Consider the following 25178-nt stretch of genomic DNA (forward strand, 5'->3'; position numbering starts at 1 on the left):
CGAGGGACGACGAGCCTCATGGCTGCTAAGACTGTTCTTGACCTGGCCAAGGTCCGCAACATCGGGATCATGGCTCACATCGACGCGGGTAAGACCACGACGACTGAGCGGATCCTCTACTACACCGGTGTCACCCACAAGGTGGGTGAGGTCCACGACGGCGCCGCCACGATGGACTGGATGAAGGAGGAGCAGGAGCGGGGTATCACCATTACCTCGGCTGCTACCACCACCCACTGGGACGACCACACCATCAACATCATCGACACGCCCGGCCACGTCGACTTCACGGTCGAGGTCGAGCGTTCGCTGCGTGTTCTCGACGGTGCTGTCGCGGTCTTCGACGCCAAGGAAGGCGTCGAGCCCCAGTCGGAGCAGGTCTGGCGCCAGGCTGACCGCTACGGCGTTCCGCGCATCTGCTTCGTCAACAAGATGGACAAGATCGGCGCCGAGTTCCAGCGCTGTGTCGACATGTTCCGTGAGCGCCTCGGCGCCAACGCCATGCCGATCCAGCTCAACATCGGTGCCGAGAGCGACTTCAAGGGCGTCATCGACCTGGTGCTGATGAAGGCCTACGTCTGGAACGCGGAGGCCGCGCTCGGCGAGATGTACGACACCGTCGACATCCCCGAGAGCCACGTCGACGCCGCCCGCGAGGCTCGCGAGCAGTTCATCGAGACGCTGGCCGAGGCCGACGACGAGATCATGGAGATGTACCTGGAGGGCCAGGAGCCCACTCCGGAGCAGCTCGTCCCCGCGATCCGCCGCGCGACCATCTCCGGTACGGCCGTCCCGGTGCTGTGCGGCACCGCGTTCAAGAACAAGGGCGTGCAGCCCCTGCTCGACGCGGTCATCGCCTACCTCCCCTCGCCCATGGACGTCGAGTCCGTCGAGGGCTACGACCCCAAGGACGAGACCGAGGAGACCAAGCTCGTCCGCAAGCCGAGCAACGACGAGCCGTTCTCCGGGCTGGTCTTCAAGATCATGAGCGACCCGCACCTGGGCAAGCTCACCTACGTGCGTATCTACTCGGGCGTCATGAAGGCCGGCACCCAGGTGCTGAACAGCCTCAAGGGCCGCAAGGAGCGCATCGGCAAGATCTACCGCATGCACTCCAACAAGCGTGAGGAGATCGCCGAGGTCGGCGCGGGCGACATCATCGCCGTCATGGGTCTGAAGGACACCACGACCGGTGAGACCCTGTGCGACCCGTCCAGCCCGGTGGTCCTGGAGTCCATGACCTTCCCGGCTCCGGTCATCGAGGTGGCCATCGAGCCCAAGACCAAGAGCGACCAGGAGAAGCTGGGCATCGCGATCCAGCGTCTCGCGGACGAGGACCCCTCGTTCCAGGTCGCCACGGACGAGCAGACCGGCCAGACCGTGATCTCCGGTATGGGCGAGCTGCACCTCGAGGTCCTCGTCAACCGCATGCGCGACGACTTCAAGGTCGAGGCGAACATCGGCAAGCCCCAGGTGGCCTACCGCGAGACCATTCGCAAGAAGGTCGAGGGGCACACCTACGTCCACAAGAAGCAGACCGGTGGATCGGGCCAGTTCGCCAAGGTCAAGATCGACCTTGAGCCCCTCAAGGGCGAGGACGGCGACGCCTCGGGCTACGAGTTCGTCAACGCAGTCACCGGTGGCCGCATCCCCCGGGAGTACATCCCGTCGGTCGACACCGGCTGCCAGGAGGCCGCTGAGCTGGGCGTGCTCGCGCACTACCCGCTCGTCGGCATCAAGGTGACGCTGCAGGACGGCCAGTACCACGAGGTCGACTCCTCCGAGATGGCGTTCAAGACCGCCGGTTCGATGGCCTTCAAGGAGGCCGTCAAGCTGGCCAAGCCGACTCTCCTGGAGCCGGTCATGGCCGTCGAGGTCACCACTCCCGAGGAGTACATGGGCGACGTCATCGGTGACCTGAACTCCCGCCGTGGACAGATTCAGTCCATGGACGAGCGTTCCGGCGTCCGTCTCGTCAAGGCCCAGGTGCCCCTCTCGGAAATGTTCGGCTACGTGGGTGACCTGCGCAGCCGTACGCAGGGTCGAGCCAACTACTCGATGGTGTTCGACTCCTACGCGGAGGTTCCGTCCGCTGTCGCCCAAGAAATTGTGGCGAAGGTCCGCGGCGAGTAGTCGCGGACACGTAACCAATCCGATCCCCGGTCACGCGCCGGGGGAGGACCCAGATAGCTCTGTACGTCTAGGAGACTTCCAGTGGCGAAGGAAAAGTTCGAGCGGACTAAGCCGCACGTCAACATCGGCACCATCGGTCACATTGACCACGGCAAGACCACGCTGACCGCAGCCATCACCAAGGTGCTGCACGACGCGTACCCGGAGCTGAACCCGTTCACCCCGTTCGAGGACATCGACAACGCTCCTGAGGAGCGCGAGCGCGGCATCACCATCTCCGTCGCTCACGTCGAGTACCAGACCGAGGAGCGTCACTACGCTCACGTCGACTGCCCCGGCCACGCCGACTACGTGAAGAACATGATCACCGGTGCGGCGCAGATGGACGGCGCCATCCTGGTCGTGGCCGCCACCGACGGCCCGATGCCGCAGACCAAGGAGCACGTGCTCCTGGCCCGCCAGGTCGGCGTCCCCGCGATCGTCGTCGCCCTGAACAAGGCCGACATGGTCGACGACGACGAGATCTTCGAGCTCGTCGAGCTCGAGGTCCGTGAGCTCCTCAGCGAGTACGAGTTCCCCGGTGACGACGTTCCCGTCACCAAGGTCTCGGCTCTGAAGGCGCTCGAGGGCGAGCAGCAGTGGACCGACTCCATCCTGCAGCTCATGGGCACCGTGGACAGCTTCATTCCCGAGCCCGAGCGTGACACCGACAAGCCCTTCCTGATGCCGATCGAGGACGTCTTCTCGATCACCGGTCGCGGCACCGTCGTCACCGGTCGCATCGAGCGCGGTGTCATCAACGTCAACGAGACCGTTGACATCGTGGGCATCAAGGAAGACAAGCAGACCACCACGGTCACCGGTGTCGAGATGTTCCGTAAGCTGCTCGACCAGGGCCAGGCCGGCGACAACGTCGGTCTGCTCCTGCGTGGCACCAAGCGCGAGGACGTCGAGCGCGGCCAGGTCATCATCAAGCCCGGCACGACCACCCCGCACACCGAGTTCGAGGCCCAGGTCGTCATCCTGTCCAAGGACGAGGGTGGCCGCCACACGCCGTTCTTCAACAACTACCGCCCGCAGTTCTACTTCCGCACCACGGACGTCACCGGCGTCGTGACGCTGCCGGAGGGCACTGAGATGGTCATGCCCGGTGACAACACCGAGATGTCCGTCCAGCTGATCCAGCCGGTCGCGATGGAAGAGGGCCTGAAGTTCGCCATCCGCGAGGGTGGCCGGACCGTGGGCGCCGGTCGCGTCACGAAGATCAACAAGTAGTACACACACGCCGGGTGACGGCTCCGTACGGAGCCGTCCCGGGCGTGGCGGGCGGGGCCGCCCCCACCGGTGGCCCGCCCGCCACACACAAGACGTCATCGGGCTCTGTGGCGGTGACGCACCGCAGGGGCAATCCCTGTTGCGGTTTCTCAAGGAAATAGGGGCTCACGGCTACACGGCGGACTTCTGCCGGGCCTGGGCGTCTGTGACCGGACAGTTCACCGTTGCAGACACTGAAGCGAAGGACGAACAGGCCATATGGCGGGACAGAAGATCCGCATTCGGCTAAAGGCCTATGACCACGAGGTCATCGACAGCTCGGCGCGCAAGATCGTCGAAACTGTGACGCGAACCGGCGCACAGGTCGCGGGCCCGGTGCCGCTGCCGACGGAGAAAAACGTTTACTGCGTCATCCGATCGCCGCACAAGTACAAGGACTCGCGCGAGCATTTCGAGATGCGCACCCACAAGCGGCTGATCGACATCATCGACCCCACGCCGAAGACGGTGGACTCGCTTATGCGGCTCGACCTCCCGGCCGGCGTTGACATCGAGATCAAGCTTTAAGGACGCACAGACATGGCCACCAAGCAGATCAAGGGAGTTCTGGGCGAAAAGCTCGGCATGACCCAGGTCTTCGACGACGCGGGACGTATGGTGCCCGTGACGGTTCTGAAGGCCGGTCCGTGCGTCGTGAGCCGCATCCGGACTCCGGACACCGATGGCTACTCGGCTGTCCAAATCGGCTACGGGCAGATCAACCCGCGCAAGGTAAACAAGCCGCTCGGCGACTACCTGCGCAAGCATGATCTGACCCCGCGCCGGCACTACGTCGAGGTCCGCACCACGGACGCCTCCGAGTACACGCTCGGCCAGGAGGTCGCCGCGGACAGCTTCGAGAGCGGCCAGACGGTCGACGTTACGGGCAAGAGCAAGGGCAAGGGCTTCGCCGGTGTGATGAAGCGCCACGGTTTCCGTGGTCTCTCCGCCTCGCACGGTACGCAGCGCAAGCACCGCTCACCCGGCTCCATCGGCGGCTGCGCCACACCCGGCCGCGTTTTCAAGGGCATGCGGATGGCCGGTCGCATGGGCAACGTGCGCAAGACCGTCCAGAACCTGACCGTTCACTCCGTGGACACGGAGAAGGGACTCATCCTGGTCAAGGGTGCCGTCCCCGGTCCCAACGGCGGTCTGGTGCTCGTCCGCACCGCTGTGAAGGGGGACAAGTAAGCCATGGCCGAGATCGAGGTCAAGAACCCCGAGGGCGGCGCCAAGGGCAGCGTTGAGCTGCCGGAGAGCGTCTTCGCCCAGCAGATCAGCATTCCGCTGATCCACCAGGTCGTGAACGCCCAGCTCGCCGCTGGCCGCCAGGGCACCCACGCCACCAAGACCCGCGGCGAGGTTCGCGGCGGTGGCAAGAAGCCCTACCGGCAGAAGGGCACCGGCCGGGCCCGCCAGGGTTCCATCCGCGCCCCGCAGTACACCGGCGGCGGCACGGTCCACGGACCCCAGCCACGCGACTACGGCCAGCGCACCCCGAAGAAGATGAAGGCCGCCGCCCTGCGCGGTGCCCTCTCGGACCGGGCGCGCCACGGCCGCATCCACGTCGTCAGCCAGTTCGTGGCCGAGGGCGTGGAGAGCAAGCTCACGCAGAACGCTCTGAAGGCGCTGCGTCAGGTCACCGAGTCCGACAAGGTCCTGGTGGTCCTGGCCCGCGACGACGAGCACAACCGGCGCGCCCTGCGCAACCTCGAAGAGGTGCACATCCTCGACGCGGACCAGGTGAACACCTACGACGTCCTCTACTCGGACGACGTGGTCTTCACCGAGGCGGGCTACGCCGAGTTCCTGGCCCACGCGGCCGGTGCCTCCAAGGCCGCGCAGTCCGAGGAGGACGACCAGTGAGGATCGCCGACCACCGGGACATCATCGTCGAGCCGGTGATCTCCGAGAAGAGCTACGGGCTCATGGACGAGAACAAGTACACGTTCATCGTCAGCCCGGACGCCAACAAGACCCAGATCAAGATCGCGATCGAGAAGATCTTCGAGGTGAAGGTCACGAGCGTGAACACGATCAACCGCAAGGGTAAGCGCAAGCGCACCCGCTTCGGTTACGGGAAGCGTCCCGACACCAAGCGCGCGATCGTCAGCGTCGCCGAGGGCGACCGGATCGACATCTTCGGTGTCTGACCTTTCCGGGTCTGACCGCTACACACCAAGCAATACGTAAAGGAATGCGCGAAGAAGATGGGCATTCGTAAGTACAAGCCGACGACGCCGGGTCGTCGCGGTTCCAGCGTGAGCGACTTCGTCGAGATCACGCGCTCGGAGCCGGAGAAGTCCCTGGTGCGTCCGCTTCACTCCAAGGGCGGGCGTAACGGCCACGGCCGTATCACCGCCCGCCACCAGGGTGGCGGTCACAAGCGGGCCTACCGCGTGATCGACTTCCGCCGCCACGACAAGGACGGCGTTCCGGCCAAGGTCGCTCACATCGAGTACGACCCGAACCGCACCGCCCGTATCGCCCTGCTCCACTACGTGGACGGTGAGAAGCGCTACATCCTGGCGCCCGCCGGCCTCAAGCAGGGCGACCGGATCGAGAACGGTCCGCAGTCCGACATCAAGCCCGGCAACTGCCTCCCGCTGCGCAACATCCCCACGGGTACGTTCGTGCACGCGGTCGAACTGAAGCCGGGTAACGGTGCCAAGCTGGGCCGCTCCGCTGGTTCGCAGATCCAGCTCCTGGCCAAGGAGGGCCGCTACGCCACGCTGCGTATGCCCTCCGGCGAGATGCGCATGGTCGAGGTCACCTGCCGTGCGACCGTCGGCCAGGTCGGCAACGCCGAGCAGTCCAACATCAACTGGGGCAAGGCCGGCCGCTCCCGTTGGAAGGGCAAGCGCCCGACCGTCCGCGGTGTCGTGATGAACCCGGTCGACCACCCGCACGGTGGTGGCGAGGGCAAGACCTCGGGCGGCCGTCACCCGGTCAGCCCCTGGGGTCAGAAGGAAGGCCGGACCCGGTCCAAGAACAAGCCCAGCGACAAGCTGATCGTGCGGCGTCGGCGTAGCGGTAAGAAGAAGCGGTAAGGAGCACGTCTGATGCCACGTAGCCTTAAGAAGGGTCCCTTCGTCGACGACCACCTGATCAAGAAGGTGGAAACGCAGAACGAGAAGGGGACCAAGAACGTCATCAAGACGTGGTCCCGGCGGTCCATGATCGTTCCGGAGATGATCGGTCACACGATCGCCGTCCACGATGGCCGCAAGCACGTCCCCGTGTTCGTGTCGGAGTCGATGGTCGGCCACAAGCTCGGTGAGTTCGCTCCCACGCGTACTTTCCGTAGCCACGTCAAGGAAGACCGCCGTAGCCGCCGTTAGCGGTTGCAGCAGGATAAAGAACCATTTCTCCACGGTGAGTGGAGATAAATTTCCGTGAGCGAGGGAAAAGCGATGGGAACGAGGGCACAGGCACGGTTCGTCCGTGTTACGCCCCGGAAGGCCCGCCGGGTGGTGGACCTTATTCGCGGGTTGCCCGCTGACGAGGCACAGGCGGTGCTCCGGTTCGCGCCCCAGTCGGCGAGCGAGCCCGTTGGCAAGGTACTGGCTAGTGCCGTCGCCAACGCCGAGCACAATGACAAGCTGGACCGCGAGACGCTGGTGGTCGAGGGCGCGTGGGTGGACGAGGGTCCGACCCTGAAGCGCATTCGTCCGCGAGGCTTCGGCCGCGCCTTCCGGGTGACCAAGCGTACGAGCCACATCACCGTGGTCGTCGCTGAGCGCTCGGGCGCCTCGTCCAAGACGAAGGAAAGGACCCGATAGTGGGGCAGAAGGTAAACCCGCACGGGTTCCGCCTCGGCATCACCACCGACTTCAAGAGCCGTTGGTACGCCGACAAGTCCTACAAGGACTACGTCAAGGAAGACGTCGCGATCCGTCGGATGCTGACCCGTGGTATGGAGCGCGCTGGTATCTCCAAGGTGGAGATCGAGCGCACCCGTGACCGCGTCCGTGTCGACGTCTACACCGCCCGGCCGGGCATCGTCATCGGCCGCCGCGGTGTGGAGGCCGACCGCATCAGGACGGACCTGGAGAAGCTGACCGGCAAGCAGGTCCAGCTGAACGTCTTCGAGGTGAAGAACCCCGAGATCGACGCCCAGCTCGTCGCCCAGGGCGTCGCCGAGCAGCTGAGCAGCCGCGTGGCGTTCCGCCGCGCGATGCGCAAGGCCATGCAGACCGCGATGAAGAGCGGTGCCAAGGGCATCCGTATCCAGTGCGGTGGCCGTCTGGGCGGGGCTGAGATGTCCCGCTCGGAGTTCTACCGCGAGGGTCGCGTCCCGCTGCACACGCTGCGCGCCGACATCGACTACGGCTTCTTCGAGGCCCGTACGACGTTCGGACGCATCGGCGTGAAGGTGTGGATCTACAAGGGTGACGCGCCCGCGACCCGTGCCGAGCGCGAGGCGGCCCAGGCCGCGCAGCGTTCCGCCGGCGGTGGCGGCGGTGGCGGCGGTCAGCGCCGCGAGCGTCCGCAGCGCCGTCGTCGTGGCGGTGCCGCCGGTGGTGGACAGCAGCAGAACACCGAGGCGAAGGCTCCGGCCGAGCCCGCGAAGACCGAGGGGAGCTGACAGTGCTTATTCCTCGTAAGGTCAAGTACCGCAAGCAGCACCACCCGGATCTGCGCGGCAAGGCCAAGGGTGGCACGACGCTCAACTTCGGCGAGTTCGGCATCCAGGCCCTGGAGTCGGCCTACGTGACGAACCGCCAGATCGAGTCCGCTCGTATCGCCATGACGCGTCACATCAAGCGTGGCGGCAAGGTGTGGATCAACATCTTCCCGGACCGCCCGCTGACCAAGAAGCCCGCCGAGGTCCGCATGGGCTCCGGTAAGGGCTCGCCCGAGTGGTGGGTCGCGCCGGTCAAGCCCGGTCGCGTGATGTTCGAGCTGTCGGGCGTGCCCGAGGCCATCGCCAAGGAGGCGATGCGCCGTGCGATGCACAAGCTCCCGATGAAGTGCAAGTTTATTACGCGGGAGGGGGAGTGATGGCTAAGTCCGTGACTGCCCATGAGCTTCGCGACCAGTCCGTCGAGGACCTGGTCTCCAAGCTCAAGGAAGCCAAGGAAGAGCTTTTCAACCTCCGCTTCCAGGCCGCCACCGGCCAGCTCGACAACCACAGCCGTCTGCGTACCGTCAAGCGCGAGATCTCGCGGATCTACACGGTCATGCGGGAGCACGAGCTGGGCATCGCCCCGCTGTCTGGTGAGTCGGCGCAGGAGTCGAAGGAAGCAGCCGAATGAGTGAGAACCAGACCGCGACCCGCAACTACCGCAAGGTGCGCGAGGGCTACGTCGTCAGCGACAAGATGGACAAGACCGTCGTTGTCGAGGTCGAGGACCGCATCACGCACGCCCGGTACGGCAAGGTCATCCGCCGGACGTCCAAGTACAAGGCGCACGACGAGGCGAACTCCTGTGGCGTCGGCGACCGGGTCCAACTGATGGAGACCCGGCCGCTCTCCGCGACGAAGCGTTGGCGCGTCGTGGAGATCCTGGAGAAGGCTAAGTAACCCCAGCCTGTCGGCGGCCGACATCCGTTGTCGGCCGCCGGCGCGAGGGGTGAGACCACCTAGCCGTGCGGCAGTGGACCGCACGCATCACATCAGGAGCAGACGTGATTCAGCAGGAGTCGCGACTCAAGGTCGCCGACAATACGGGTGCCAAGGAGATCCTTACCATCCGTGTTCTCGGTGGCTCGGGTCGGCGCTACGCCGGGATCGGCGACACCATCGTCGCCACGGTGAAGGACGCCCTGCCTGGCGCTGGAGTCAAGAAGGGCGACGTCGTCAAGGCCGTTGTCGTGCGCACCGCCAAGGAGCGCCGCCGGCCCGACGGCTCCTACATCCGCTTCGATGAGAACGCTGCCGTGCTCATCAAGGACGGTGGGGACCCGCGAGGCACCCGCATCTTCGGCCCTGTCGGCCGTGAGCTGCGTGACAAGAAGTACATGCGCATCATTTCGCTGGCGCCGGAGGTGCTCTAAGCGATGAAGATCAAATCTGGCGACGAGGTCATCGTCCTCGCCGGCAAGGACAAGGGTGCCACCGGCAAGGTCGTCAAGGCCATGCCGAAGGAAGACCGTGTCATCGTCGAGGGCGTCAACCTGGTCAAGAAGCACAGGAAGGCCAACCCGGCGGGCGGCCAGCAGGGTGAGGTCGTCACCAAGGAGGCCCCGATCCACGTGAGCAACGTAGCGCTCGCGGAGGACGGCAAGGCCTCTCGGGTCGGCTATCGCTTCGAGGAAGACGGAACCAAGGTTCGGGTCTCCCGCCGCACCGGTAAGGACATCTGATGACGGTTACCAACGACATCACGGCCCCTCCGATGCCGCGGCTCAAGGAGAAGTACCGCAACGAGATCGTCGCTGCCCTCAAGGAGGAGCACGACATCGCCAACATCATGCAGGTCCCCGGTCTGACGAAGATCGTGGTCAACATGGGTGTGGGCGACGCGGCTCGTGACGCGAAGCTGATCCAGGGCGCGGTCGCCGACCTCTCGGCGATCACCGGACAGAAGCCGAGGATCAACCGGGCCAAGAACTCCATCGCGCAGTTCAAGCTGCGCGAGGGTCAGCCGATCGGCGCCAGCGTCACGCTGCGCGGCGACCGGATGTGGGAGTTCCTCGACCGGCTGCTCTCGCTGGCCCTGCCCCGCATCCGGGACTTCCGTGGCCTTTCCCCGAAGCAGTTCGACGGGAACGGCAACTACACCTTCGGGCTCACCGAGCAGGTCATGTTCCACGAGGTGGACCCGGACAAGGTCGACCGGCAGCGTGGGATGGACATCACGGTCGTCACCACGGCCACGACCGACGACCAGGGCCGCAGCCTGCTCAAGCGGCTCGGTTTCCCGTTCAAGGAAGCCTGAGGGGTAAGCACATATGGCCAAGAAGTCCCTGATCGCCAAGTCGCAGCGGAAGCAGAAGTTCGCCGTTCGCGCGTATACTCGATGCTCACGGTGCGGCCGCCCGCGCGCCGTCTTCCGGAAGTTCGGCCTGTGCCGTATCTGCTTCCGCGAGATGGCGCACCGGGGCGAGCTGCCCGGTATCACCAAGTCGAGCTGGTAGTTTCCGGCGGGGCCGGCCAGGCGCTCGGTATCGAGCGCGGAGTCGGCCCCCGGAAGCACCATCGCTTGGTGGTTCGCAGAAGTGATCGTGACCGCACCAGGCGGCACGGTCCCGCAACATCCAACCATCAGGGCACGGCAGTCCCGAGGAGGACCGCGGTGCCCACGACCACGCTGTAGGTCCGTTTGTGCACCTTCGCGGGATGAAACCCGTGGAAGGGCAGGTCCTGGGAAGGCCCGCACTCGGAAACCGCAGTGAGGAAGGGCCAGTCGGCCATGACGATGACCGACCCGATCGCAGACATGCTCACACGTCTGCGCAACGCGAATTCGGCTTATCACGACACCGTGACCATGCCGTATTCCAAGATCAAGGCGCACATCGCCGAGATCCTCCAGCAGGAGGGCTTCATTCAGGGATGGCGGACAGAGGAGGCCCCCGTGGGCAAGAACCTCGTCCTGGACCTGAAGTACGGCCCCACCCGGGAGCGTTCTATCGCGGGCATCCGCCGGGTCTCCAAGCCCGGTCTGCGGGTGTACGCCAAGAAGGAGAACCTGCCGCGGGTGCTGGGTGGCCTCGGTGTGGCGATCATTTCGACGTCCGGTGGCCTGATGACTGACAAGCAGGCCAAGAAGCGTGGCGTGGGCGGCGAAGTCCTCGCCTACGTCTGGTAGAGGGAGAGATTGAAGCATGTCGCGAATCGGTCGACTGCCGCTCTCAGTCCCCAAGGGCGTCGAAGTCACGATTAACGGGCAAGACGTCACTGTCAAGGGGCCGAAGGGCGAACTGAAGCACACCATCGCCGAGCCGATCACCGCCTCTCTGGAGGACGGGGTGCTCACGGTGTTGCGTCCCGACGACAAGCCGGAGAACCGCTCGCTGCACGGTCTGACCCGTGCGCTCGTCGCCAACCTGGTCGAGGGTGTCTCCAAGGGCTACACCAAGACGCTGGAGATCCACGGTGTGGGTTACCGCGTCCAGGCCCGTGGCGCCAACCTGGAGTTCTCTCTGGGCTACAGCCACCCGGTCGTGGTGGAGCCCCCGGAGGGCATCAGCTTCCGGGTGGAGAAGCCGACGATCCTCCACGTCGAGGGCATCGACAAGCAGCTGGTGGGACAGGTCGCCGCGAACATCCGCGGTCTGCGCAAGCCTGACCCGTACAAGGCCAAGGGCGTGCGGTACCAGGGTGAGCACATCCGCCGCAAGGCCGGAAAGGCTGGTAAGTAGGCATGGGTATCACCGTGAGCAGCCGTAAGCGGACCTCCAAGCGCGCCACTTCCCGTACGCGCCGCCAGTTCCGCGTGCGCAAGAAGGTCGTCGGCACCGCCGTGCGTCCCCGCCTGGCTGTGTTCCGTTCCTCCAAGCACATCGTCGCGCAGGTCATCGACGACACCAAGGGCCACACCCTGGTCGCCGCCTCCAGCGTCGAGGCCGACCTGCGTGCCACCGAGGGCACCAAGTCCGACAAGTCTGCCAAGGTCGGCCAGCTCATCGCTGAGCGCGCCAAGGCCGCTGGCATCTCCACCGTCGTCTTCGACCGCGGTGGAAACCAGTACGCCGGACGTATCGCCAAGCTCGCCGAAGCGGCGCGCGAGGGCGGACTGGAGTTCTAGCGATGACCTCTGCAACGGCCAAGATCAACCACGAGAAGAGGAACCACTGATGGCTGCAGCACCGCGGCGCGGCGCCGGTGGCGAGCGGCGTGATCGCCGTGACGATCGCCGCGGCGGCGCCGCAGACAAGGGTGTCTCCTACATCGAGAAGGTCGTGACCATCAACCGGGTCGCGAAGGTCGTCAAGGGCGGCCGTCGCTTCTCCTTCACCGCCCTGGTCGTCGTCGGAGACGGCAACGGCATGGTCGGTGTCGGTTACGGCAAGGCCAAGGAGGTCCCGTCCGCGATCGCCAAGGGTGTCGAGGAGGCGAAGAAGAACTTCTTCCGCGTCCCCCGCATCCAGGGCACGATCGTGCACCGGGTCCAGGGCGAGGACGCTGCCGGCGTCGTCCTGCTCCGTCCGGCCGCTCCGGGTACCGGTGTTATCGCCGGTGGTCCGGTGCGCGCCGTGCTGGAGTGCGCCGGCATCCACGACGTACTGAGCAAGTCGCTCGGCTCGTCCAACCCGTTGAACATCGTGCACGCCACCGTGGCGGCTCTGAAGGGCATCAACCAGCCCGAGGAGATCGCCGCGCGCCGTGGCCTGCCGATCGAGGACGTCGCCCCGGCCGCCATGCTGCGTGCTCGCGCTGAGGCGAAGGCAGGAGCCTGACCATGGCCAAGCTCAAGATCACGCAGACCCGTTCCAAGATCGGCGGCAAGGAGAAGCAGCACGCTGCTCTGCAGTCGCTCGGCCTGGGGCGGATCGGCAAGTCCACAGTCCGTGAGGACCGCCCCGAGGTTCGCGGGCAGATCACCATCGTCGCGCACCTCGTCTCTGTCGAGGAGGTTGCCGTATGAGTGACTACAACCCCGACGAGCTGCTCAAGCTGCACCACCTGCGTCCCGCCCCGGGCTCCAACAAGGCCAAGATCCGCAAGGGTCGCGGCGAGGCGTCCAAGGGCAAGACCGCGGGTCGAGGCACCAAGGGCACCAAGGCTCGCAACACCGTGCGCCCCGGCTTCGAGGGCGGGCAGATGCCCCTCATCCGCCGGGTGCCCAAGCTCAAGGGCTTCAGCAACGCACGGTTCAAGACGAACTACCAGGTCGTCAACCTTGACAAGCTGAGTGAGCTCTACCCCGAGGGTGGAGAGGTCACCGTCGCCGACCTGGTCGCCAAGGGCGCGGTTCGCAAGAACCAGCTCGTCAAGGTGCTGGGCACCGGTGAGATCACCTCCGCCGTGCAGGTGAGCGCGAACGCGTTCTCCTCCTCGGCCAAGGAGAAGATCACCGCCGCCGGTGGCTCCGTCACCGAGCTGTAGGGGACTTCCCCGCCATGTGCGACTGGGGGCGCTCGCCCGGCAGGCCCGTGAGGGACCTACCGGCGGGCGCCCCCGCGCGTTGTGAGCGGTGATCGTTATGTCTCATGAACTCAACTGTCGAGTGATCACTGTTACAGTGCCATCTGTTTGAGTTCATCACTTGACGTAATGTGAGTACTTCCGAGCAACGGGCGACCGCCCGGAGCTGACGTTCTACGACGATTCAGGATCGGCCGCGATGTCTGGAACCCGTTCCGCCGCCGAAGCCGCGCAGGAGGAGACGTGCTAGGTGCGTTCGTTCGTGCATTCCGCACGCCCGACCTGCGCAACAAGCTGCTGTTCACACTGTTCATCCTGACGATCTTCCGTCTGGGGTCGGTGATCCCCGCTCCGGGTATCAACTCCGCGGCGATCCGGGATCAGATGGAGACGATCACCGCCTCCGACACGTCGGGCGTGTACGCGCTCGTGAACCTGTTCAGCGGCGGCGCGCTACTGCAACTTGCGGTGTTCGCGCTCGGGGTCATGCCGTACATCACCGCGAGCATCATCATCAACCTGCTGACGGTGGTGATCCCCCGCCTGGAGGCCCTCAAGAAGGAGGGACAGTCCGGGCAGAGCAAGATCACCCAGTACACCCGCTACCTGACTCTGATGCTCGCGGTCCTGCAGGCCACCAGCATCGTCGCCATGGCCAGGACGGGCGCCCTGTTCCAGGGAGCCATCCAGGTCGACTCCTACATGCCCAACCAGGACATCATCACCCTGGTGACCATCGTCTTCACGATGACCGCCGGAACCGCCATCATCATGTGGTTCGGCGAACTCATCACCGAGCGGGGCGTGGGCAACGGCATGTCGCTGCTGATCTTCACCCAGGTCATCGCGATGTTCCCCTCCTCGATCCTGGGCCTGTACCAGGAGCGCTCCGTCTGGGTCTTCGCGATCATCTGCATCGCGGGCCTGGTGCTCATCACCGCCGTGGTCTTCATCGAGCAGGCCCAGCGCCGTATCCCGGTGCAGTACGCCAAGCGCATGGTCGGCCGGCGCATGTACGGCGGCAGCTCGACCTACATCCCGCTGAAGGTCAACCAGGCGGGCATCATCCCCGTGATCTTCGCCTCCTCGCTGCTGTACCTGCCCCAGCTGGTCGTGGGCCTGCTGGGCCAGGACTCCACCAACCCCGTGGTGACCTTCGTCCAGACGTACTTCCTCACCGGCACCCACCCCGTGTACATGGCGACGTTCTTCGCCATGATCATCGGCTTCGCGTTCTTCTACGTGGCGATTACCTTCAACCCCACTGAGGTCGCCGACAACATGAAGAAGTACGGTGGGTTCATCCCGGGTATCCGACCAGGGCGTCCGACGGCCGAGTACCTCGACTACGTGTTGACGAGGCTGACGACCCCCGGATCTCTGTACCTGGGTGTGATCGCTCTCCTGCCGATGGTCGCGCTCGGCGCCACCGGGGCCAACGCGAACTTCCCGTTCGGCGGGACGAGCATCCTGATCATGGTCGGTGTCGGGCTGGACACGGTGAAGCAGATCGAGAGTCACCTCCAGCAGAGGAACTACGAAGGTTTTCTGCGATAAATGCGAGCAGTATTGGTGGGGCCGCCTGGGGCCGGCAAGGGCACCCAGGCCCAGATCCTCGCGTCCGAGTTGTCGATTCCCAAGGTGTCCACCGGCGACATCTTCCGGGCCAACGTCAGCGGCGGCACTGAGCTTGGCAAGAAGGCCAAGGAGTACATGGACCGCGGTGACCTCGTCCCCGACGAGATCACCAACGCCATGGTCAAGGACCGGCTGGCGCAGGACGACGCGGCCGCGGGCTTCCTGCTCGACGGGTTCCCGCGCAACGTTGCGCAGGCCGGGACGCTCAGGACCATGCTGGCCGACCTGGGCACCGGCCTGGACGTCGTCCTGGAGCTGAGGGTCGACGAGGAGGAGGTCGTCAAACGCCTCTCGGGCCGCCGCTCGTGCCCCGAGTGCGGCCGGGTGTACCACGTCGAGTACGACCCTCCGAAGGCGGAGGGCCGGTGCGACAACGAGGGCGCCGAGCTGTACCAGCGTGAGGACGACCGCGAGGGGACCATCAGGCACCGCCTGGAGGTCTACCGGGAGCAGACCGCTCCGCTGGTGGAGTTCTACGAGGCCGAGGGCCTGCTGGCCACCATCGCCGCCACGGGTTCCGTGGCGGAGGTGACGACCCGCGCCAAGGCCGCCATCGAGGGGAAGACCGGGGCCGACTCCTGATGTTCCGTAGGGCCGAACCGGACGTGCAGATCAAGACGCCGGAGCAGATCGCCATGATGAGGGCGGCGGGCCAGATCGTGGCCCGCGCCCTGGACACCCTCCGGGCCGCGGTGCGGCCCGGAGTGTCCACCCTGGAACTGGACGCCGTGGCGGAGAAGGTCATCCGCGACGCGGACGCCGTCCCCTCCTTCAAGGGCTACCACGGCTTCCCGGGATCCATCTGCGCCTCGGTGAACGAGGAGGTCGTCCACGGCATCCCCAGCGCGGAGCGCGTGCTGTCCGAGGACGACATCGTCTCCATCGACTGCGGGGCCATCCTGGAGGGCTGGCACGGCGACTCGGCGATCACGGTCGCCGTGGGCGAGGGCCGCCCGGAGGACCTGCGGATGATGGAGGTCTGCGAGGAGTCCATGTGGCGGGGGATCGCCGAGCTGCGTCCGGGCAGGACCCTGGGTGACATCGGCCACGCGATCGGCGGCCACATCTCCCGCAACGGCGGCTACGGCAACGTCCGCGAGTACGGCGGCCACGGCATCGGCACCGAGATGCACATGGACCCGCACGTGCTCAACTACGGCAAGCGCGGCAAGGGCATGAAGCTGGTCGAGGGCATGTGCCTGGCGATCGAGCCGATGACCACCCTGGGCCGTCACGACGTGATCCAGCTCGACGACGGCTGGACCGTGGTGACGCGGGACGGCGGGCGGGCCGCGCACTTCGAGCACACGGTCGCGGTGACCGCGGACGGCCCCGTCGTCCTGACCGCGCGAGAGTCCAACCGCGATAAAATCGCTGACATGGGGTTCGTCCAGCCGACCTGGTAGGGGCCTCGTCCCACGCGCGGAGCGCGGGGCAGGGCCGCCTTCGGGCGAAGATGCGAGGTGCGCGCAGTGTCCGACCCGGTGCCGTCGATACGAACGTCCGACGTGGAACGCGACCGCGTCGCTCAGCTACTGCAGGAGCACTTCGCCCAGGGGCGGCTGGACCACGAGGAGTTCACCGACCGCCTCGGCCGTGTCTACAAGGCCAGGACCGCGGGAGAGCTGGCCACGGTCACGGGGGACCTGCCCGAGCGCGACCTCGCCGACGTCCGGGGAGCGGCGTCCCGGCAGGAGGAGTTCGCGGTGGCGCCCCCGATCAGCCTGCGCGATCCGGCCCTGATGGTGCCGTGGGCGCTGTACCTCGGGGTCAACGTCCTGTGCTTCGTGATCTGGCTGATCCTGTTCCTCACCACCGACCACGACTACCCGTGGTTCCTGTGGGTGATGGGTCCTTGGGGGATCGTGATGGGTGTGGTGACCATGGGGGTTCTGCCCGGCCGGAGGAACTCCTCCGGCGAGGAGTAGGCGTCCGTTTTCGGGCCCGAATCCGGCGCGGTCGTTTCCCTTCGGGGACGCGCGGTGTAGAGTGCTCTGCTCGCGGCGGTTAGGAGTACTTGCCCCGAGGGGATAGACTGTCATTGCCCATACGCGGGCTGTTGGGTCAGTCTGCCTTCTTTGTGCCGCGTCTTCTCATCGACGCACGCTCTTGCAGTTGGCCCGAACTTCCAGTGTGTCCTGGCGTCGGTGACGGCATCCGCCGTTACCGGGGCCGTCGCGTCATGCGAGGCCACTGGGGTCGCGTCGGGTTGTCCTGTATCAACCAATCGATGAGCGAGGCGTGGAGGACATGGCCAAGAAAGACGGCGCCATCGAGATCGAGGGTTCCGTTGTCGAGTCCCTACCCAACGCTATGTTCAAGGTAGAGCTCGACAACGGGCACCAGGTCCTTGCCCATATCAGCGGCAAGATGCGGATGAACTACATCCGTATTCTCCCCGACGACCGTGTCGTCGTGGAGCTGAGCCCGTACGACCTCACGCGCGGGCGCATCGTTTACCGCTACAAGTAGCCCGTCGCGGGCCGCGTGCCCGCGAGGGATGAGTTCGGAGTCACCATGAAGGTCAAGCCGAGCGTGAAGAAGATCTGCGCGAAGTGCCGCGTGATTCGCCGTAACGGCCGGATCATGGTCATTTGCTCGGACCCGCGTCACAAGCAGCGCCAGGGCTAGAACCCTGGTTCGCTGGTCGCGGCTTCACGTACCGCGAGCGGCCCGGTGGGCGTAACCGCCCCGCACCGGACGCACGAAACAACGAAAACCTGTTCCGACTCCCGGCGCCGAAGGCGCGGGAAGTACCCCCGGTCGGAGGCCGGGGCCTCGTCGATTGGGCGACGAGAGGGTGGAACGGGCCAGACCTCCGCATAGGGCAATTAGGAGTCTCGCCCACATGGCACGTATCGAAGGTGTTGACCTTCCCCGCGACAAGCGGGTGGAGATCGCTCTCACGTACATCTTCGGGATCGGGCGCACCCGTGCGCTGGAAACCCTGAAGAGCACCGGCGTCGACGGCGACACGCGCGTTCACCAGTTGTCCGAGGAGGACTTGGTCCAGCTGCGCGACTGGATCGGCGCCAACTACCAGGTCGAGGGTGACCTGCGCCGTGAGGTGCAGGGCGACATCCGCCGCAAGATGGAGATCGGTAGTTACCAGGGCATTCGCCACCGCCGTGGACTCCCGGTCCGCGGTCAGCGCACGCAGACCAACGCGCGCACCCGCAAGGGCAAGAAGAAGACCGTGGCCGGTAAGAAGAAGGCCGGTAAGAAGTAGTCCGCTCGGACTGGACTAATGACCGCGTCCGGAACGACACGGACCGATGATCTCTGGGAGTTTCGCTCATGCCGCCTAAGGGCCGTCAGGGTGCCGCGCGCAAGGTGCGCCGCAAGGAAAAGAAGAACATTGTCCACGGACACGCTCACATCAAGAGCACGTTCAACAACACGATCGTGAGCATCACCGATCCGACCGGTGCCGTGATCTCGTGGGCCAGCTCCGGACAGGTGGGCTTCAAGGGTTCGCGTAAGTCGACCCCCTACGCCGCGCAGATGGCCGCCGAGGCCGCTGCCCGCCGCGCCCAGGAGCACGGCGTCCGCAAGGTGGACGTCTTCGTGAAGGGCCCGGGTTCGGGCCGGGAGACCGCCATCCGCTCGCTTCAGGCGACCGGCCTGGAGGTCGGCTCCATCCAGGACGTCACCCCGGTTCCGCACAACGGCTGCCGTCCGCCCAAGCGCCGCCGGGTCTGATCCCGGCAGCCGGCGCCCGCGGTCCTATCCGCGCGGGCGCCGCGCCGCGCTTGATCCCGCGTGGACCCCTGGTGGGGACCGCGCGGGCGGGGTAGGAATCCGAGTAGTGGACACCGCTGCCGCGGTGTCCAGCCGGTGGCCGTCAAATAGCGGGCGGCCATGTGGAAGGGAAGACACGGACCATGTTGATCGCACAGCGTCCCACGCTCACCGAGGAAGTCGCCTCGGACCTGCGCTCGAGGTTTGTCATCGAGCCGCTGGAGCCGGGTTTCGGCTACACCATCGGTAACTCGCTCCGGCGTACCCTGCTGTCCTCCATCCCCGGTGCGGCCGTCACCAGCCTCCGCATCGAGGGCGTCGAGCACGAGTTCACCACCGTGCCCGGTGTCAAGGAGGACGTCACCGAGATGATCCTCAACCTCAAGGGCCTGGTCGTCAGCTCCGAGCACGACGAGCCGGTGCTGATGTACCTTCGCAAGCAGGGCCCCGGCGTGGTGACCGCCGCGGACATCGCTCCTCCGGCCGGAGTCGAGGTGCACAACCCCGAACTCCACATCGCCACGCTCAACGGCAAGGGCAAGCTGGAGATGGAGCTGACGGTCGAGCGCGGCCGCGGCTACGTCTCGGCCACGCAGAACAAGCAGTCCGGACAGGAGATCGGTCGTATCCCGATCGACTCCATCTACTCCCCGGTCCTGCGTGTGACCTACAAGGTCGAGGCCACCCGTGTCGAGCAGCGCACCGACTTCGACCGCCTGATCGTCGACATCGAGACCAAGCCGGCCATCCGTCCCCGTGACGCGGTCGCCAGCGCGGGCAAGACCCTGGTCGAGCTGTTCGGCCTGGCGCGTGAGCTCAACGTCGACGCCGAGGGCATCGACATGGGCCCGTCGCCGACGGACGCCGCACTGGCGGCGGACCTGGCTCTGCCGATCGAGGACCTCAACCTCACGGTCCGGTCCTACAACTGCCTCAAGCGTGAGGGCATCCACAGCGTTGGTGAGCTGGTTGCCCGCTCCGAGCAGGACCTGTTGGACATCCGCAACTTCGGTGCCAAGTCCATCGACGAGGTCAAGCAGAAGCTCATCGACATGGGCCTGTCCCTGAAGGACTCCCCGCCCGGATTCGACCCCAGCACGGCGGCCGACTCCTACGGCTCCGACGACGACGAGGGTGAGTCCTTCGTCGAGACGGAGCAGTACTAACCGACCTTCGTCGCCCACATGGTCCCCGGCCGAGTGCGGCCGTGGACCGCGTCACTAGGAGAACGACACCATGCCCACGCCTACCAAGGGCGCCCGTCTGGGTTCCGGGCCCGCTCACGAGCGGCACATCCTGGCGAACCTCGCCACCTCGCTGTTCCAGCACGGCCGTATCCGCACGACCGAGGCCAAGGCCAAGCGCCTGCGCCCGTACGCGGAGAAGCTGATCTCTCTCGGCAAGCGCGGTGACCTGCACGCCCGCCGCCAGGCCCTGACCAAGATCACGGACAAGGCCGTCGTGCACGAGCTGTTCACCGAGATCGGCCCGCGCTACGAGAACCGCCCCGGTGGCTACACCCGGATCACCAAGATCGGTCCGCGCAAGGGTGACAACGCCCCGATGGCCGTCATCGAGCTGGTCGAGGCGCTGAGCGCCCCCGCGGCTCCGTCCGCTCCGGCTTCCGAGCCCGAGACGGTGGAGACCGCCCAGGCCGACGAGACCGTCGTGGCCGAAGAGGCGGGCGACCAGCCCGCCGAGGGCACCACCTCCGGCCAGACCGCCGAGGCCGACGAGACCGCCCAGGCCGAGGGCGAGAAGCCGGCTGACGACAAGTAGGGAGCGAGGCACGGGTGGTCCCCGTGCGCGTTGCCCAACGAGTGCCCGATCCCGTGGGGGTCGGGCACTCGTCTTTTCCGGACGCGGAGATGGTGGCATGGACGAGACGACGGTGCGGGTGCGGATGGACGTGGCCTACGACGGCACGGACTTCAGCGGATGGGCGGCCCAGCCGGGCCGGCGCACGGTGCAGGGGGAGCTGGAGGCGGCGCTGGCGCGGGTGCTGCGGTTGCCGAAGGTGTCGCTGACGTGTGCGGGGCGCACGGACGCCGGTGTGCACGCGCGCGGGCAGGTGGCGCAGGCCGACATCCCGGTGAGCACATGGGAGAAGGAGGAGGAGCGGGTGCTCCGCCGCCTGGCCGGCGTGCTGCCCAAGGACGTGCGGGTGAACGCGGCCCGGTTGGCGCCGCCGGGGTTCGACGCCCGGTTCTCGCCGCTGTTCCGGCGGTACCTGTACCGGGTGGGTGACGCGCCCTACGGGGTGGACCCCCTGCTGCGGAGGGACGTGCTGTGGCACCGGAGCCCTCTGGACGCGGACCGGATGAACGAGGCGGCGCGGCGTCTGCTGGGCGAGCACGACTTCGCGGCGTTCTGCAGGAAGCGCGAGGGCGCGACGACCGTCCGGGCGCTGCTGCGCCTGGAGTGGACGCGGGTGGACCGGTACCTGCTGCACGGCACGGTCCAGGCGGACGCGTTCTGCCACAACATGGTGCGCGCGCTCGTGGGCGCGCTCCTGGCGGTGGGGGACGGGCGCCGGGACGTGGACTGGCCGGGCAGGGTGCTCGGCGCCGGTGAGCGGGACTCGTCGGTGCACGTGGTGGGGCCGCAGGGGCTGAGCCTGGAGGAGGTGCGCTACCCGCCCGACGGGGAGCTGGCCGAGCGCGCCTCGGTGACCCGCCGGGTGCGGGAGCTGCCCTGCCGGGGGCACTAGCGCTGTGACCGGGACCGGAGGGTCTTGCTCCCAGCGCGCTCCCGACCGCCGACAGCACCGGTAGGGGACAGGACCACCGCGCTTGGCGGTGCTCCTGCCACGGGGACACGCCCAACCGGGTGGCGCGGCCTTCCTGCCGTGTCCTGCCTCGAACAGGGCCGGGGCTTGTTCTCGCTGCTGCTGCGACAACGAACTCGTGCAGTACACGGGGCTGCTCCCCGGTGGATGGAACTGGATTTCCCAGTCCGACTTCCGGGGAGCAGTTCAATCCGGGTGCCCCTCGCGCCGTTCTACCGGGTCAGCCGCGGTTCTCGTCGAGGCGGGTGTGGGTCTGGTCGAAGAAGCCCTCGCTGATGGTGCGCAGCTCGGTGGCGGACTCGCTCTCCCCGCCCTCCTCGGTGCCGTCGCTGTTGGCCGAGAGGGAGAAGAGCAGGTAGCGGCCCCACTGGCCGCTGCTGCCGTAGCCGCCGGAGTGGCCGAGGCGTTCCGCGGGGGTGCCCTCCTCGCCGGGGAGCCCGGCGAACCACTGCGCGCCCACGAGGTCCTGGGCGTCCAGCGCGGCGGACGCGTCCTCGCTGGTGGACATGGCCGCGACGCCGATGGTCACCGCGTGGCCCTCGTCCTCACTGAGGTAGGAGGCGCGCACCATCTGGCGGCAGTCGTTCTCGGTGAGCACCTGGCCGTAGTCACCGTGGGTACCGGCGGCGCAGTCCTCGGCGTCGTCCACGGCCACGCGGGCGAACGTGCCCTGGCCCTCGACGTCCATGGTCTCGGGGAAGAGGGACTCCGCGTCGAGCGCGCCCGGGTCGTCGGCCTCGTTCGCCACGGTCGCGGCGTCCGCGCCCCCGGAGCCACCGCCGCTGGCGAGGAAGAACGCGCCGCCGCCCGCGATGACCAGCAGCAGGGCGAACCCGCCGACCATCAGGGCGAGGCGTCCCCGGGCACGCGGGTCCGCACCGCTGTCGCCGTAGTCGTCGTACCCGTCGTATTCGCTCATCGACTGGATGTCGAACTGCGCGGTGTCGACGCCGACGTCGTTGGGGACCTCGTCCCGGAACATGGGGCGGTCGTCTCCGCGGCCGGACGCGGCGGGGACGGCGTTGATGTGCTGCGTGGCGCCCATGGCGTCCGCGGGGAAGGGTTCGTCACGGGCGCCCGCCGGGGGGCCGGCGGGCGGTGCCTGGTAGGCCTGCTGGGCGGTCGGGGGCGCGCCGGGGGGCACACCCGGGCCGGGCTGCGTGCCGGGGGCGCCGTACGGCGGTTGTCCCGGGCCCTGCGGGCCGGGCGGCATGCCGGGACGGCCCTGGACGCCCTGCGGAGGAGGGGCGCCGGGAGGGACGTTCTGACCGCGGGGGAGGGCACCGGGCGGAAGGGGCCGCCCGGGCTGTCCCGGGGGCATGCTGGGGGGCTGGGGGCCCATACCCGGGGGGAAGCCTCCCGACGGCGCCTGCGACGTGCCGGGGAAGCCGTGTGCTCCCGGAGGGGGAGACTGCGGTACCTGCGGTCCGCTGGGAGCGTGTGGTGGCGCCTGGGGGCCGCTCTGGCCCGTGGGGAGGCCTGGGCCGCCCGGGAGGTGCTGTGGCGGCTGAGGGCCGCTCTGGCCGCCGGGGAACCCCTGCCGGGGGCCGCCGGGGAAGCCTGGACCGCCCGGGTGGTGCTGTGGCGGTTGAGGGCCGCTGGGCGGCGTCTGCGGTCCGCTGGGCGGCGCGTGGGACGGGAAGGGCTGTGGTGGCAGGGGAGGCTGGCCGGACACGGGCGCGCCGTGTGACTGCTGTGGTCCCGATGTGGAATGCTGGCCCTCAGGTGGGGAGGGCGCTGATCCGAGCAGGTCCTGGCCGTCACCGGCCTCCGGCCCGACGGGGTACCCGTCGGGTCCGTACTGTGGCTGGTTCGGATAGGTACTGATGGGAGTCTCCGGAGGCTCTGGGGGTGGGACTGGACCGCGGCGCACCGAGGTCCGTGGCCTGGTCCGCGCTATGGCGTCCGTGCTGGTTTCCCGAGGTGTCGGCGACCGTGACGGGCATCTCCAAGATTCGCGTCGGCGCCCGTCCTTGCGGGCGCAGACCAGCCTTTTGGGTGTAAGCGTAACCAACGCGGGGGCGGAAGCAGGACGAAGCACTCCCGGCAACGGGCATAATAAAAGACGGAGAGGTCACGGATGTGACCCCGTGCTTGTGCCGTAAGCCGCCGAGCGCGGTCCTGCCGGTCCGCCCCGCCGCTGGCTTTGACCTGCGCTATGGTGGCAAGGTAGGATATTCCGTCGTTGTGCGTTGAGTTGCCGTGGGCCCCGAACCATCCGAAGTCGGGCGCCGATCCACGCACCATCGTCTGCGCACTCACCATTCGGAGGGTCCCGTGTGGCATGGCATGGGACATCCGGCCAAGCACCCCGCAACCGCGGGTGTGTATTACGAGTCCCCCTTCCCTGCGACGGGATGGGGCAGCCGACTGAAGAGCGAAGGCAAACGATCGTGCGCACATACAGCCCCAAACCAAACGATGTCCAGCGTCAGTGGCACGTTGTCGACGCTACCGATCTCGTGCTCGGGCGTATGGCGAGCCAGGTTGCCACGCTGCTTCGGGGCAAGCACAAGCCGTACTACGCGCCCCACATCGACACCGGCGACTTCGTGATCGTCGTGAACGCCGACAAGGTCGCCCTGACCGGCAAGAAGCTGGAGCAGAAGCGCGCCTACCGGCACTCCGGCTACCCGGGCGGTCTGCGCTCCATCGCCTACGCCGACCTGCTGGAGAAGAACCCCGAGCGGGCCATCGAGAAGGCCATCAAGGGCATGCTGCCCAAGGGTTCCCTCGGTCGTCAGATGGCCAAGAAGCTCAAGGTGTACGCCGGTTCCGAGCACCCGCACCAGGCCCAGCAGCCGGTTCCGTTCGAAATCAACAAGATCGAGCAGCCCGCCTAGGCGTTCGCAGACTTTTTACAGAGAGCACGAGGAGAACCGTGGTCGAGCCCACCGGCATCGAGAACGTCGAGCAGGAGTACGTTGACAACCCGGAGGAGTTCCCCTCCGAGTACACCAGCGAGTCCGACGAGAACGTCGCCGCATACGTCCCCACCGCGTCCGGCCCCAGCGCCGGCACCGGCCGCCGCAAGCAGGCCATCGCCCGCGTCCGCATCGCCCCCGGTGCGGGCGAGTGGAAGGTCAACGGCAAGCCGCTTGAGACCTACTTCCCGGACAAGGTCCACCAGCAGACCATCAAGGACCCGCTCGTCTCCCTCGGGTTCGAGGACGCCTACGACGTCTTCGCCCGCCTGGACGGCGGCGGCACCAGCGGCCAGGCCGGCGCCCTGCGCCACGGCATCGCCCGTGCGCTGGCCTCCCTGGACCCGGAGAACAACCGCCCGACCCTCAAGAAGGCCGGATTCCTGACCCGTGACTCCCGTGAGGTGGAGCGGAAGAAGGCCGGTCTCAAGAAGGCGCGCAAGGCTCCCCAGTTCTCCAAGCGCTAGTGCTCATGCGCCGGCACCCGCTCGGCTGAGCTTCGGCCCGTACGCCGTTCCCGTTCTCGGGGACGGGGTGCGGGCCCTTCGTCTTCCCGGTGGCCCCGTGCCACGCAGAATCTCACCGGCGCCACGACTCGGCGCCG

General features: G+C 67.0%; 38 protein-coding genes. 37 read left to right on the forward strand and 1 reads right to left on the reverse strand.

The genetic code is table 11. The features are described 5' to 3' along the window. Window positions 1-18 precede the first annotated feature (18 nt). From fusA to truA, 34 genes are all read left to right on the forward strand, one after another. On the forward strand, window positions 19-2133 hold the full coding sequence (gene fusA, locus FYX01_RS06305) for an elongation factor G (protein WP_150238466.1): 2115 nt from the start codon (window positions 19-21) through the stop codon (window positions 2131-2133). Between the two features lie 81 nt (window positions 2134-2214). Next, window positions 2215-3408, forward strand: a complete 1194-nt coding sequence (tuf, locus tag FYX01_RS06310) for an elongation factor Tu (RefSeq protein ID WP_150238468.1) — start codon at window positions 2215-2217, stop codon at window positions 3406-3408. A gap of 258 nt (window positions 3409-3666) precedes the next feature. Next, window positions 3667-3975, forward strand: a complete 309-nt coding sequence (gene rpsJ, locus FYX01_RS06315) for a 30S ribosomal protein S10 (RefSeq protein WP_013156110.1) — start codon at window positions 3667-3669, stop codon at window positions 3973-3975. A gap of 12 nt (window positions 3976-3987) precedes the next feature. Further along, window positions 3988-4638 (forward strand): 50S ribosomal protein L3, encoded by a 651-nt coding sequence (gene rplC / locus FYX01_RS06320; protein WP_150238471.1) that lies wholly within the window; start codon window positions 3988-3990, stop codon window positions 4636-4638. A gap of 3 nt (window positions 4639-4641) precedes the next feature. Continuing rightward, window positions 4642-5313, forward strand: coding sequence for a 50S ribosomal protein L4 (gene rplD / locus FYX01_RS06325; protein ID WP_150238472.1), 672 nt, complete (start codon window positions 4642-4644; stop codon window positions 5311-5313). Then, window positions 5310-5600 carry a 50S ribosomal protein L23 gene (gene rplW, locus FYX01_RS06330; RefSeq protein WP_077693165.1) on the forward strand — a complete coding sequence of 97 codons (291 nt, stop codon included), beginning with the start codon at window positions 5310-5312 and terminating at the stop codon, window positions 5598-5600. The genes rplD and rplW overlap by 4 nt, the downstream gene beginning before the upstream one ends. A 57-nt stretch (window positions 5601-5657) precedes the next feature. Further along, the gene (rplB, locus tag FYX01_RS06335) at window positions 5658-6497 is read left to right on the forward strand and encodes a 50S ribosomal protein L2 (protein WP_150238474.1); all 840 of its coding nucleotides are present in this window, start codon (window positions 5658-5660) and stop codon (window positions 6495-6497) included. Between the two features lie 12 nt (window positions 6498-6509). After that, on the forward strand, window positions 6510-6788 hold the full coding sequence (gene rpsS, locus FYX01_RS06340; protein ID WP_073700518.1) for a 30S ribosomal protein S19: 279 nt from the start codon (window positions 6510-6512) through the stop codon (window positions 6786-6788). Window positions 6789-6860: 72 nt separating this feature from the next. Beyond that, window positions 6861-7229 (forward strand): 50S ribosomal protein L22, encoded by a 369-nt coding sequence (gene rplV, locus FYX01_RS06345; RefSeq protein ID WP_077693167.1) that lies wholly within the window; start codon window positions 6861-6863, stop codon window positions 7227-7229. Then, a complete protein-coding gene (gene rpsC, locus FYX01_RS06350) occupies window positions 7229-8035 on the forward strand; it encodes a 30S ribosomal protein S3 (RefSeq protein ID WP_150238476.1) in 807 nt (268 codons plus the stop codon). The genes rplV and rpsC overlap by 1 nt, the downstream gene beginning before the upstream one ends. Before the next feature lie 2 nt (window positions 8036-8037). Then, a complete protein-coding gene (gene rplP / locus FYX01_RS06355; protein WP_077693169.1) occupies window positions 8038-8451 on the forward strand; it encodes a 50S ribosomal protein L16 in 414 nt (137 codons plus the stop codon). Beyond that, on the forward strand, window positions 8451-8705 hold the full coding sequence (rpmC, locus tag FYX01_RS06360; protein ID WP_150238479.1) for a 50S ribosomal protein L29: 255 nt from the start codon (window positions 8451-8453) through the stop codon (window positions 8703-8705). The genes rplP and rpmC overlap by 1 nt, the downstream gene beginning before the upstream one ends. After that, window positions 8702-8974, forward strand: a complete 273-nt coding sequence (gene rpsQ / locus FYX01_RS06365) for a 30S ribosomal protein S17 (RefSeq protein ID WP_150238481.1) — start codon at window positions 8702-8704, stop codon at window positions 8972-8974. The genes rpmC and rpsQ overlap by 4 nt, the downstream gene beginning before the upstream one ends. A 104-nt stretch (window positions 8975-9078) precedes the next feature. Then, window positions 9079-9447, forward strand: coding sequence for a 50S ribosomal protein L14 (rplN, locus tag FYX01_RS06370; protein ID WP_017573367.1), 369 nt, complete (start codon window positions 9079-9081; stop codon window positions 9445-9447). A gap of 3 nt (window positions 9448-9450) precedes the next feature. Then, complete coding sequence (gene rplX, locus FYX01_RS06375) at window positions 9451-9756, forward strand: 50S ribosomal protein L24 (RefSeq protein ID WP_150238483.1); 306 nt, start codon at window positions 9451-9453, stop codon at window positions 9754-9756. After that, entirely contained in the window at window positions 9756-10331 is a 576-nt protein-coding gene (gene rplE / locus FYX01_RS06380) for a 50S ribosomal protein L5 (protein WP_150238485.1), read from the forward strand. The genes rplX and rplE overlap by 1 nt, the downstream gene beginning before the upstream one ends. A gap of 13 nt (window positions 10332-10344) precedes the next feature. Continuing rightward, window positions 10345-10530 carry a type Z 30S ribosomal protein S14 gene (locus tag FYX01_RS06385; RefSeq protein ID WP_150238487.1) on the forward strand — a complete coding sequence of 62 codons (186 nt, stop codon included), beginning with the start codon at window positions 10345-10347 and terminating at the stop codon, window positions 10528-10530. A gap of 275 nt (window positions 10531-10805) precedes the next feature. Next, window positions 10806-11204, forward strand: a complete 399-nt coding sequence (rpsH, locus tag FYX01_RS06390; protein ID WP_150238488.1) for a 30S ribosomal protein S8 — start codon at window positions 10806-10808, stop codon at window positions 11202-11204. 16 nt (window positions 11205-11220) lie between these two features. Next, window positions 11221-11757 carry a 50S ribosomal protein L6 gene (rplF, locus tag FYX01_RS06395; RefSeq protein WP_150238491.1) on the forward strand — a complete coding sequence of 179 codons (537 nt, stop codon included), beginning with the start codon at window positions 11221-11223 and terminating at the stop codon, window positions 11755-11757. A 2-nt stretch (window positions 11758-11759) separates the two neighbouring features. Next, on the forward strand, window positions 11760-12143 hold the full coding sequence (rplR, locus tag FYX01_RS06400) for a 50S ribosomal protein L18 (RefSeq protein WP_150238493.1): 384 nt from the start codon (window positions 11760-11762) through the stop codon (window positions 12141-12143). Window positions 12144-12192: 49 nt separating this feature from the next. Then, window positions 12193-12795: a 30S ribosomal protein S5 gene (gene rpsE / locus FYX01_RS06405; protein WP_150238495.1), complete on the forward strand. Its 603-nt coding sequence runs from the start codon at window positions 12193-12195 to the stop codon at window positions 12793-12795. A 2-nt stretch (window positions 12796-12797) separates the two neighbouring features. Beyond that, window positions 12798-12983, forward strand: a complete 186-nt coding sequence (rpmD, locus tag FYX01_RS06410; protein ID WP_150238497.1) for a 50S ribosomal protein L30 — start codon at window positions 12798-12800, stop codon at window positions 12981-12983. Then, on the forward strand, window positions 12980-13444 hold the full coding sequence (rplO, locus tag FYX01_RS06415) for a 50S ribosomal protein L15 (RefSeq protein ID WP_150238499.1): 465 nt from the start codon (window positions 12980-12982) through the stop codon (window positions 13442-13444). Before rpmD ends, rplO begins: the two co-directional genes overlap by 4 nt. Window positions 13445-13726: 282 nt before the next feature. Further along, window positions 13727-15040, forward strand: a complete 1314-nt coding sequence (secY, locus tag FYX01_RS06420; RefSeq protein ID WP_150238501.1) for a preprotein translocase subunit SecY — start codon at window positions 13727-13729, stop codon at window positions 15038-15040. Then, complete coding sequence (locus FYX01_RS06425) at window positions 15041-15703, forward strand: adenylate kinase (RefSeq protein WP_190394205.1); 663 nt, start codon at window positions 15041-15043, stop codon at window positions 15701-15703. It begins immediately after the preceding gene. Then, on the forward strand, window positions 15703-16527 hold the full coding sequence (gene map / locus FYX01_RS06430) for a type I methionyl aminopeptidase (RefSeq protein ID WP_150238503.1): 825 nt from the start codon (window positions 15703-15705) through the stop codon (window positions 16525-16527). Before FYX01_RS06425 ends, map begins: the two co-directional genes overlap by 1 nt. A gap of 66 nt (window positions 16528-16593) precedes the next feature. Next, a complete protein-coding gene (locus FYX01_RS06435) occupies window positions 16594-17049 on the forward strand; it encodes a DUF1707 domain-containing protein (RefSeq protein ID WP_150238505.1) in 456 nt (151 codons plus the stop codon). A gap of 322 nt (window positions 17050-17371) precedes the next feature. Next, the gene (gene infA / locus FYX01_RS06440) at window positions 17372-17593 is read left to right on the forward strand and encodes a translation initiation factor IF-1 (RefSeq protein WP_013156135.1); all 222 of its coding nucleotides are present in this window, start codon (window positions 17372-17374) and stop codon (window positions 17591-17593) included. 45 nt (window positions 17594-17638) lie between these two features. Further along, complete coding sequence (gene rpmJ / locus FYX01_RS06445; protein ID WP_013156136.1) at window positions 17639-17752, forward strand: 50S ribosomal protein L36; 114 nt, start codon at window positions 17639-17641, stop codon at window positions 17750-17752. A 217-nt stretch (window positions 17753-17969) separates the two neighbouring features. Beyond that, complete coding sequence (gene rpsM / locus FYX01_RS06450; RefSeq protein WP_150238507.1) at window positions 17970-18350, forward strand: 30S ribosomal protein S13; 381 nt, start codon at window positions 17970-17972, stop codon at window positions 18348-18350. Window positions 18351-18418: 68 nt separating this feature from the next. Further along, a complete protein-coding gene (gene rpsK / locus FYX01_RS06455; protein ID WP_013156138.1) occupies window positions 18419-18823 on the forward strand; it encodes a 30S ribosomal protein S11 in 405 nt (134 codons plus the stop codon). A gap of 182 nt (window positions 18824-19005) precedes the next feature. After that, window positions 19006-20028 carry a DNA-directed RNA polymerase subunit alpha gene (locus FYX01_RS06460; protein ID WP_150238509.1) on the forward strand — a complete coding sequence of 341 codons (1023 nt, stop codon included), beginning with the start codon at window positions 19006-19008 and terminating at the stop codon, window positions 20026-20028. Between the two features lie 70 nt (window positions 20029-20098). Then, window positions 20099-20641, forward strand: a complete 543-nt coding sequence (rplQ, locus tag FYX01_RS06465; protein ID WP_150238511.1) for a 50S ribosomal protein L17 — start codon at window positions 20099-20101, stop codon at window positions 20639-20641. A gap of 97 nt (window positions 20642-20738) precedes the next feature. After that, window positions 20739-21572 carry a tRNA pseudouridine(38-40) synthase TruA gene (gene truA / locus FYX01_RS06470; RefSeq protein ID WP_150238513.1) on the forward strand — a complete coding sequence of 278 codons (834 nt, stop codon included), beginning with the start codon at window positions 20739-20741 and terminating at the stop codon, window positions 21570-21572. A 298-nt stretch (window positions 21573-21870) separates the two neighbouring features. Here the strand turns inward: truA and FYX01_RS06475 are convergent, their stop codons facing one another. Beyond that, on the reverse strand, window positions 21871-22794 hold the full coding sequence (locus tag FYX01_RS06475; RefSeq protein ID WP_150238515.1) for a flagellar basal body-associated FliL family protein: 924 nt from the start codon (window positions 22792-22794) through the stop codon (window positions 21871-21873). Between the two features lie 294 nt (window positions 22795-23088). On the opposite strand from FYX01_RS06475, the gene FYX01_RS06480 reads away from it, so the two are divergent. From FYX01_RS06480 to rpsI, 3 genes are all read left to right on the forward strand, one after another. Further along, entirely contained in the window at window positions 23089-23340 is a 252-nt protein-coding gene (locus FYX01_RS06480) for a hypothetical protein (RefSeq protein ID WP_150238517.1), read from the forward strand. Window positions 23341-24043: 703 nt separating this feature from the next. Further along, a complete protein-coding gene (rplM, locus tag FYX01_RS06485; protein WP_150238519.1) occupies window positions 24044-24493 on the forward strand; it encodes a 50S ribosomal protein L13 in 450 nt (149 codons plus the stop codon). A gap of 38 nt (window positions 24494-24531) precedes the next feature. After that, complete coding sequence (gene rpsI, locus FYX01_RS06490; RefSeq protein WP_150238521.1) at window positions 24532-25041, forward strand: 30S ribosomal protein S9; 510 nt, start codon at window positions 24532-24534, stop codon at window positions 25039-25041. The last annotated feature ends 137 nt before the right edge of the window (window positions 25042-25178 follow it).

The sequence above is a fragment of the Nocardiopsis quinghaiensis genome (assembly GCF_008638365.1).
GTDB classification, from domain to species: domain Bacteria; phylum Actinomycetota; class Actinomycetes; order Streptosporangiales; family Streptosporangiaceae; genus Nocardiopsis; species Nocardiopsis quinghaiensis.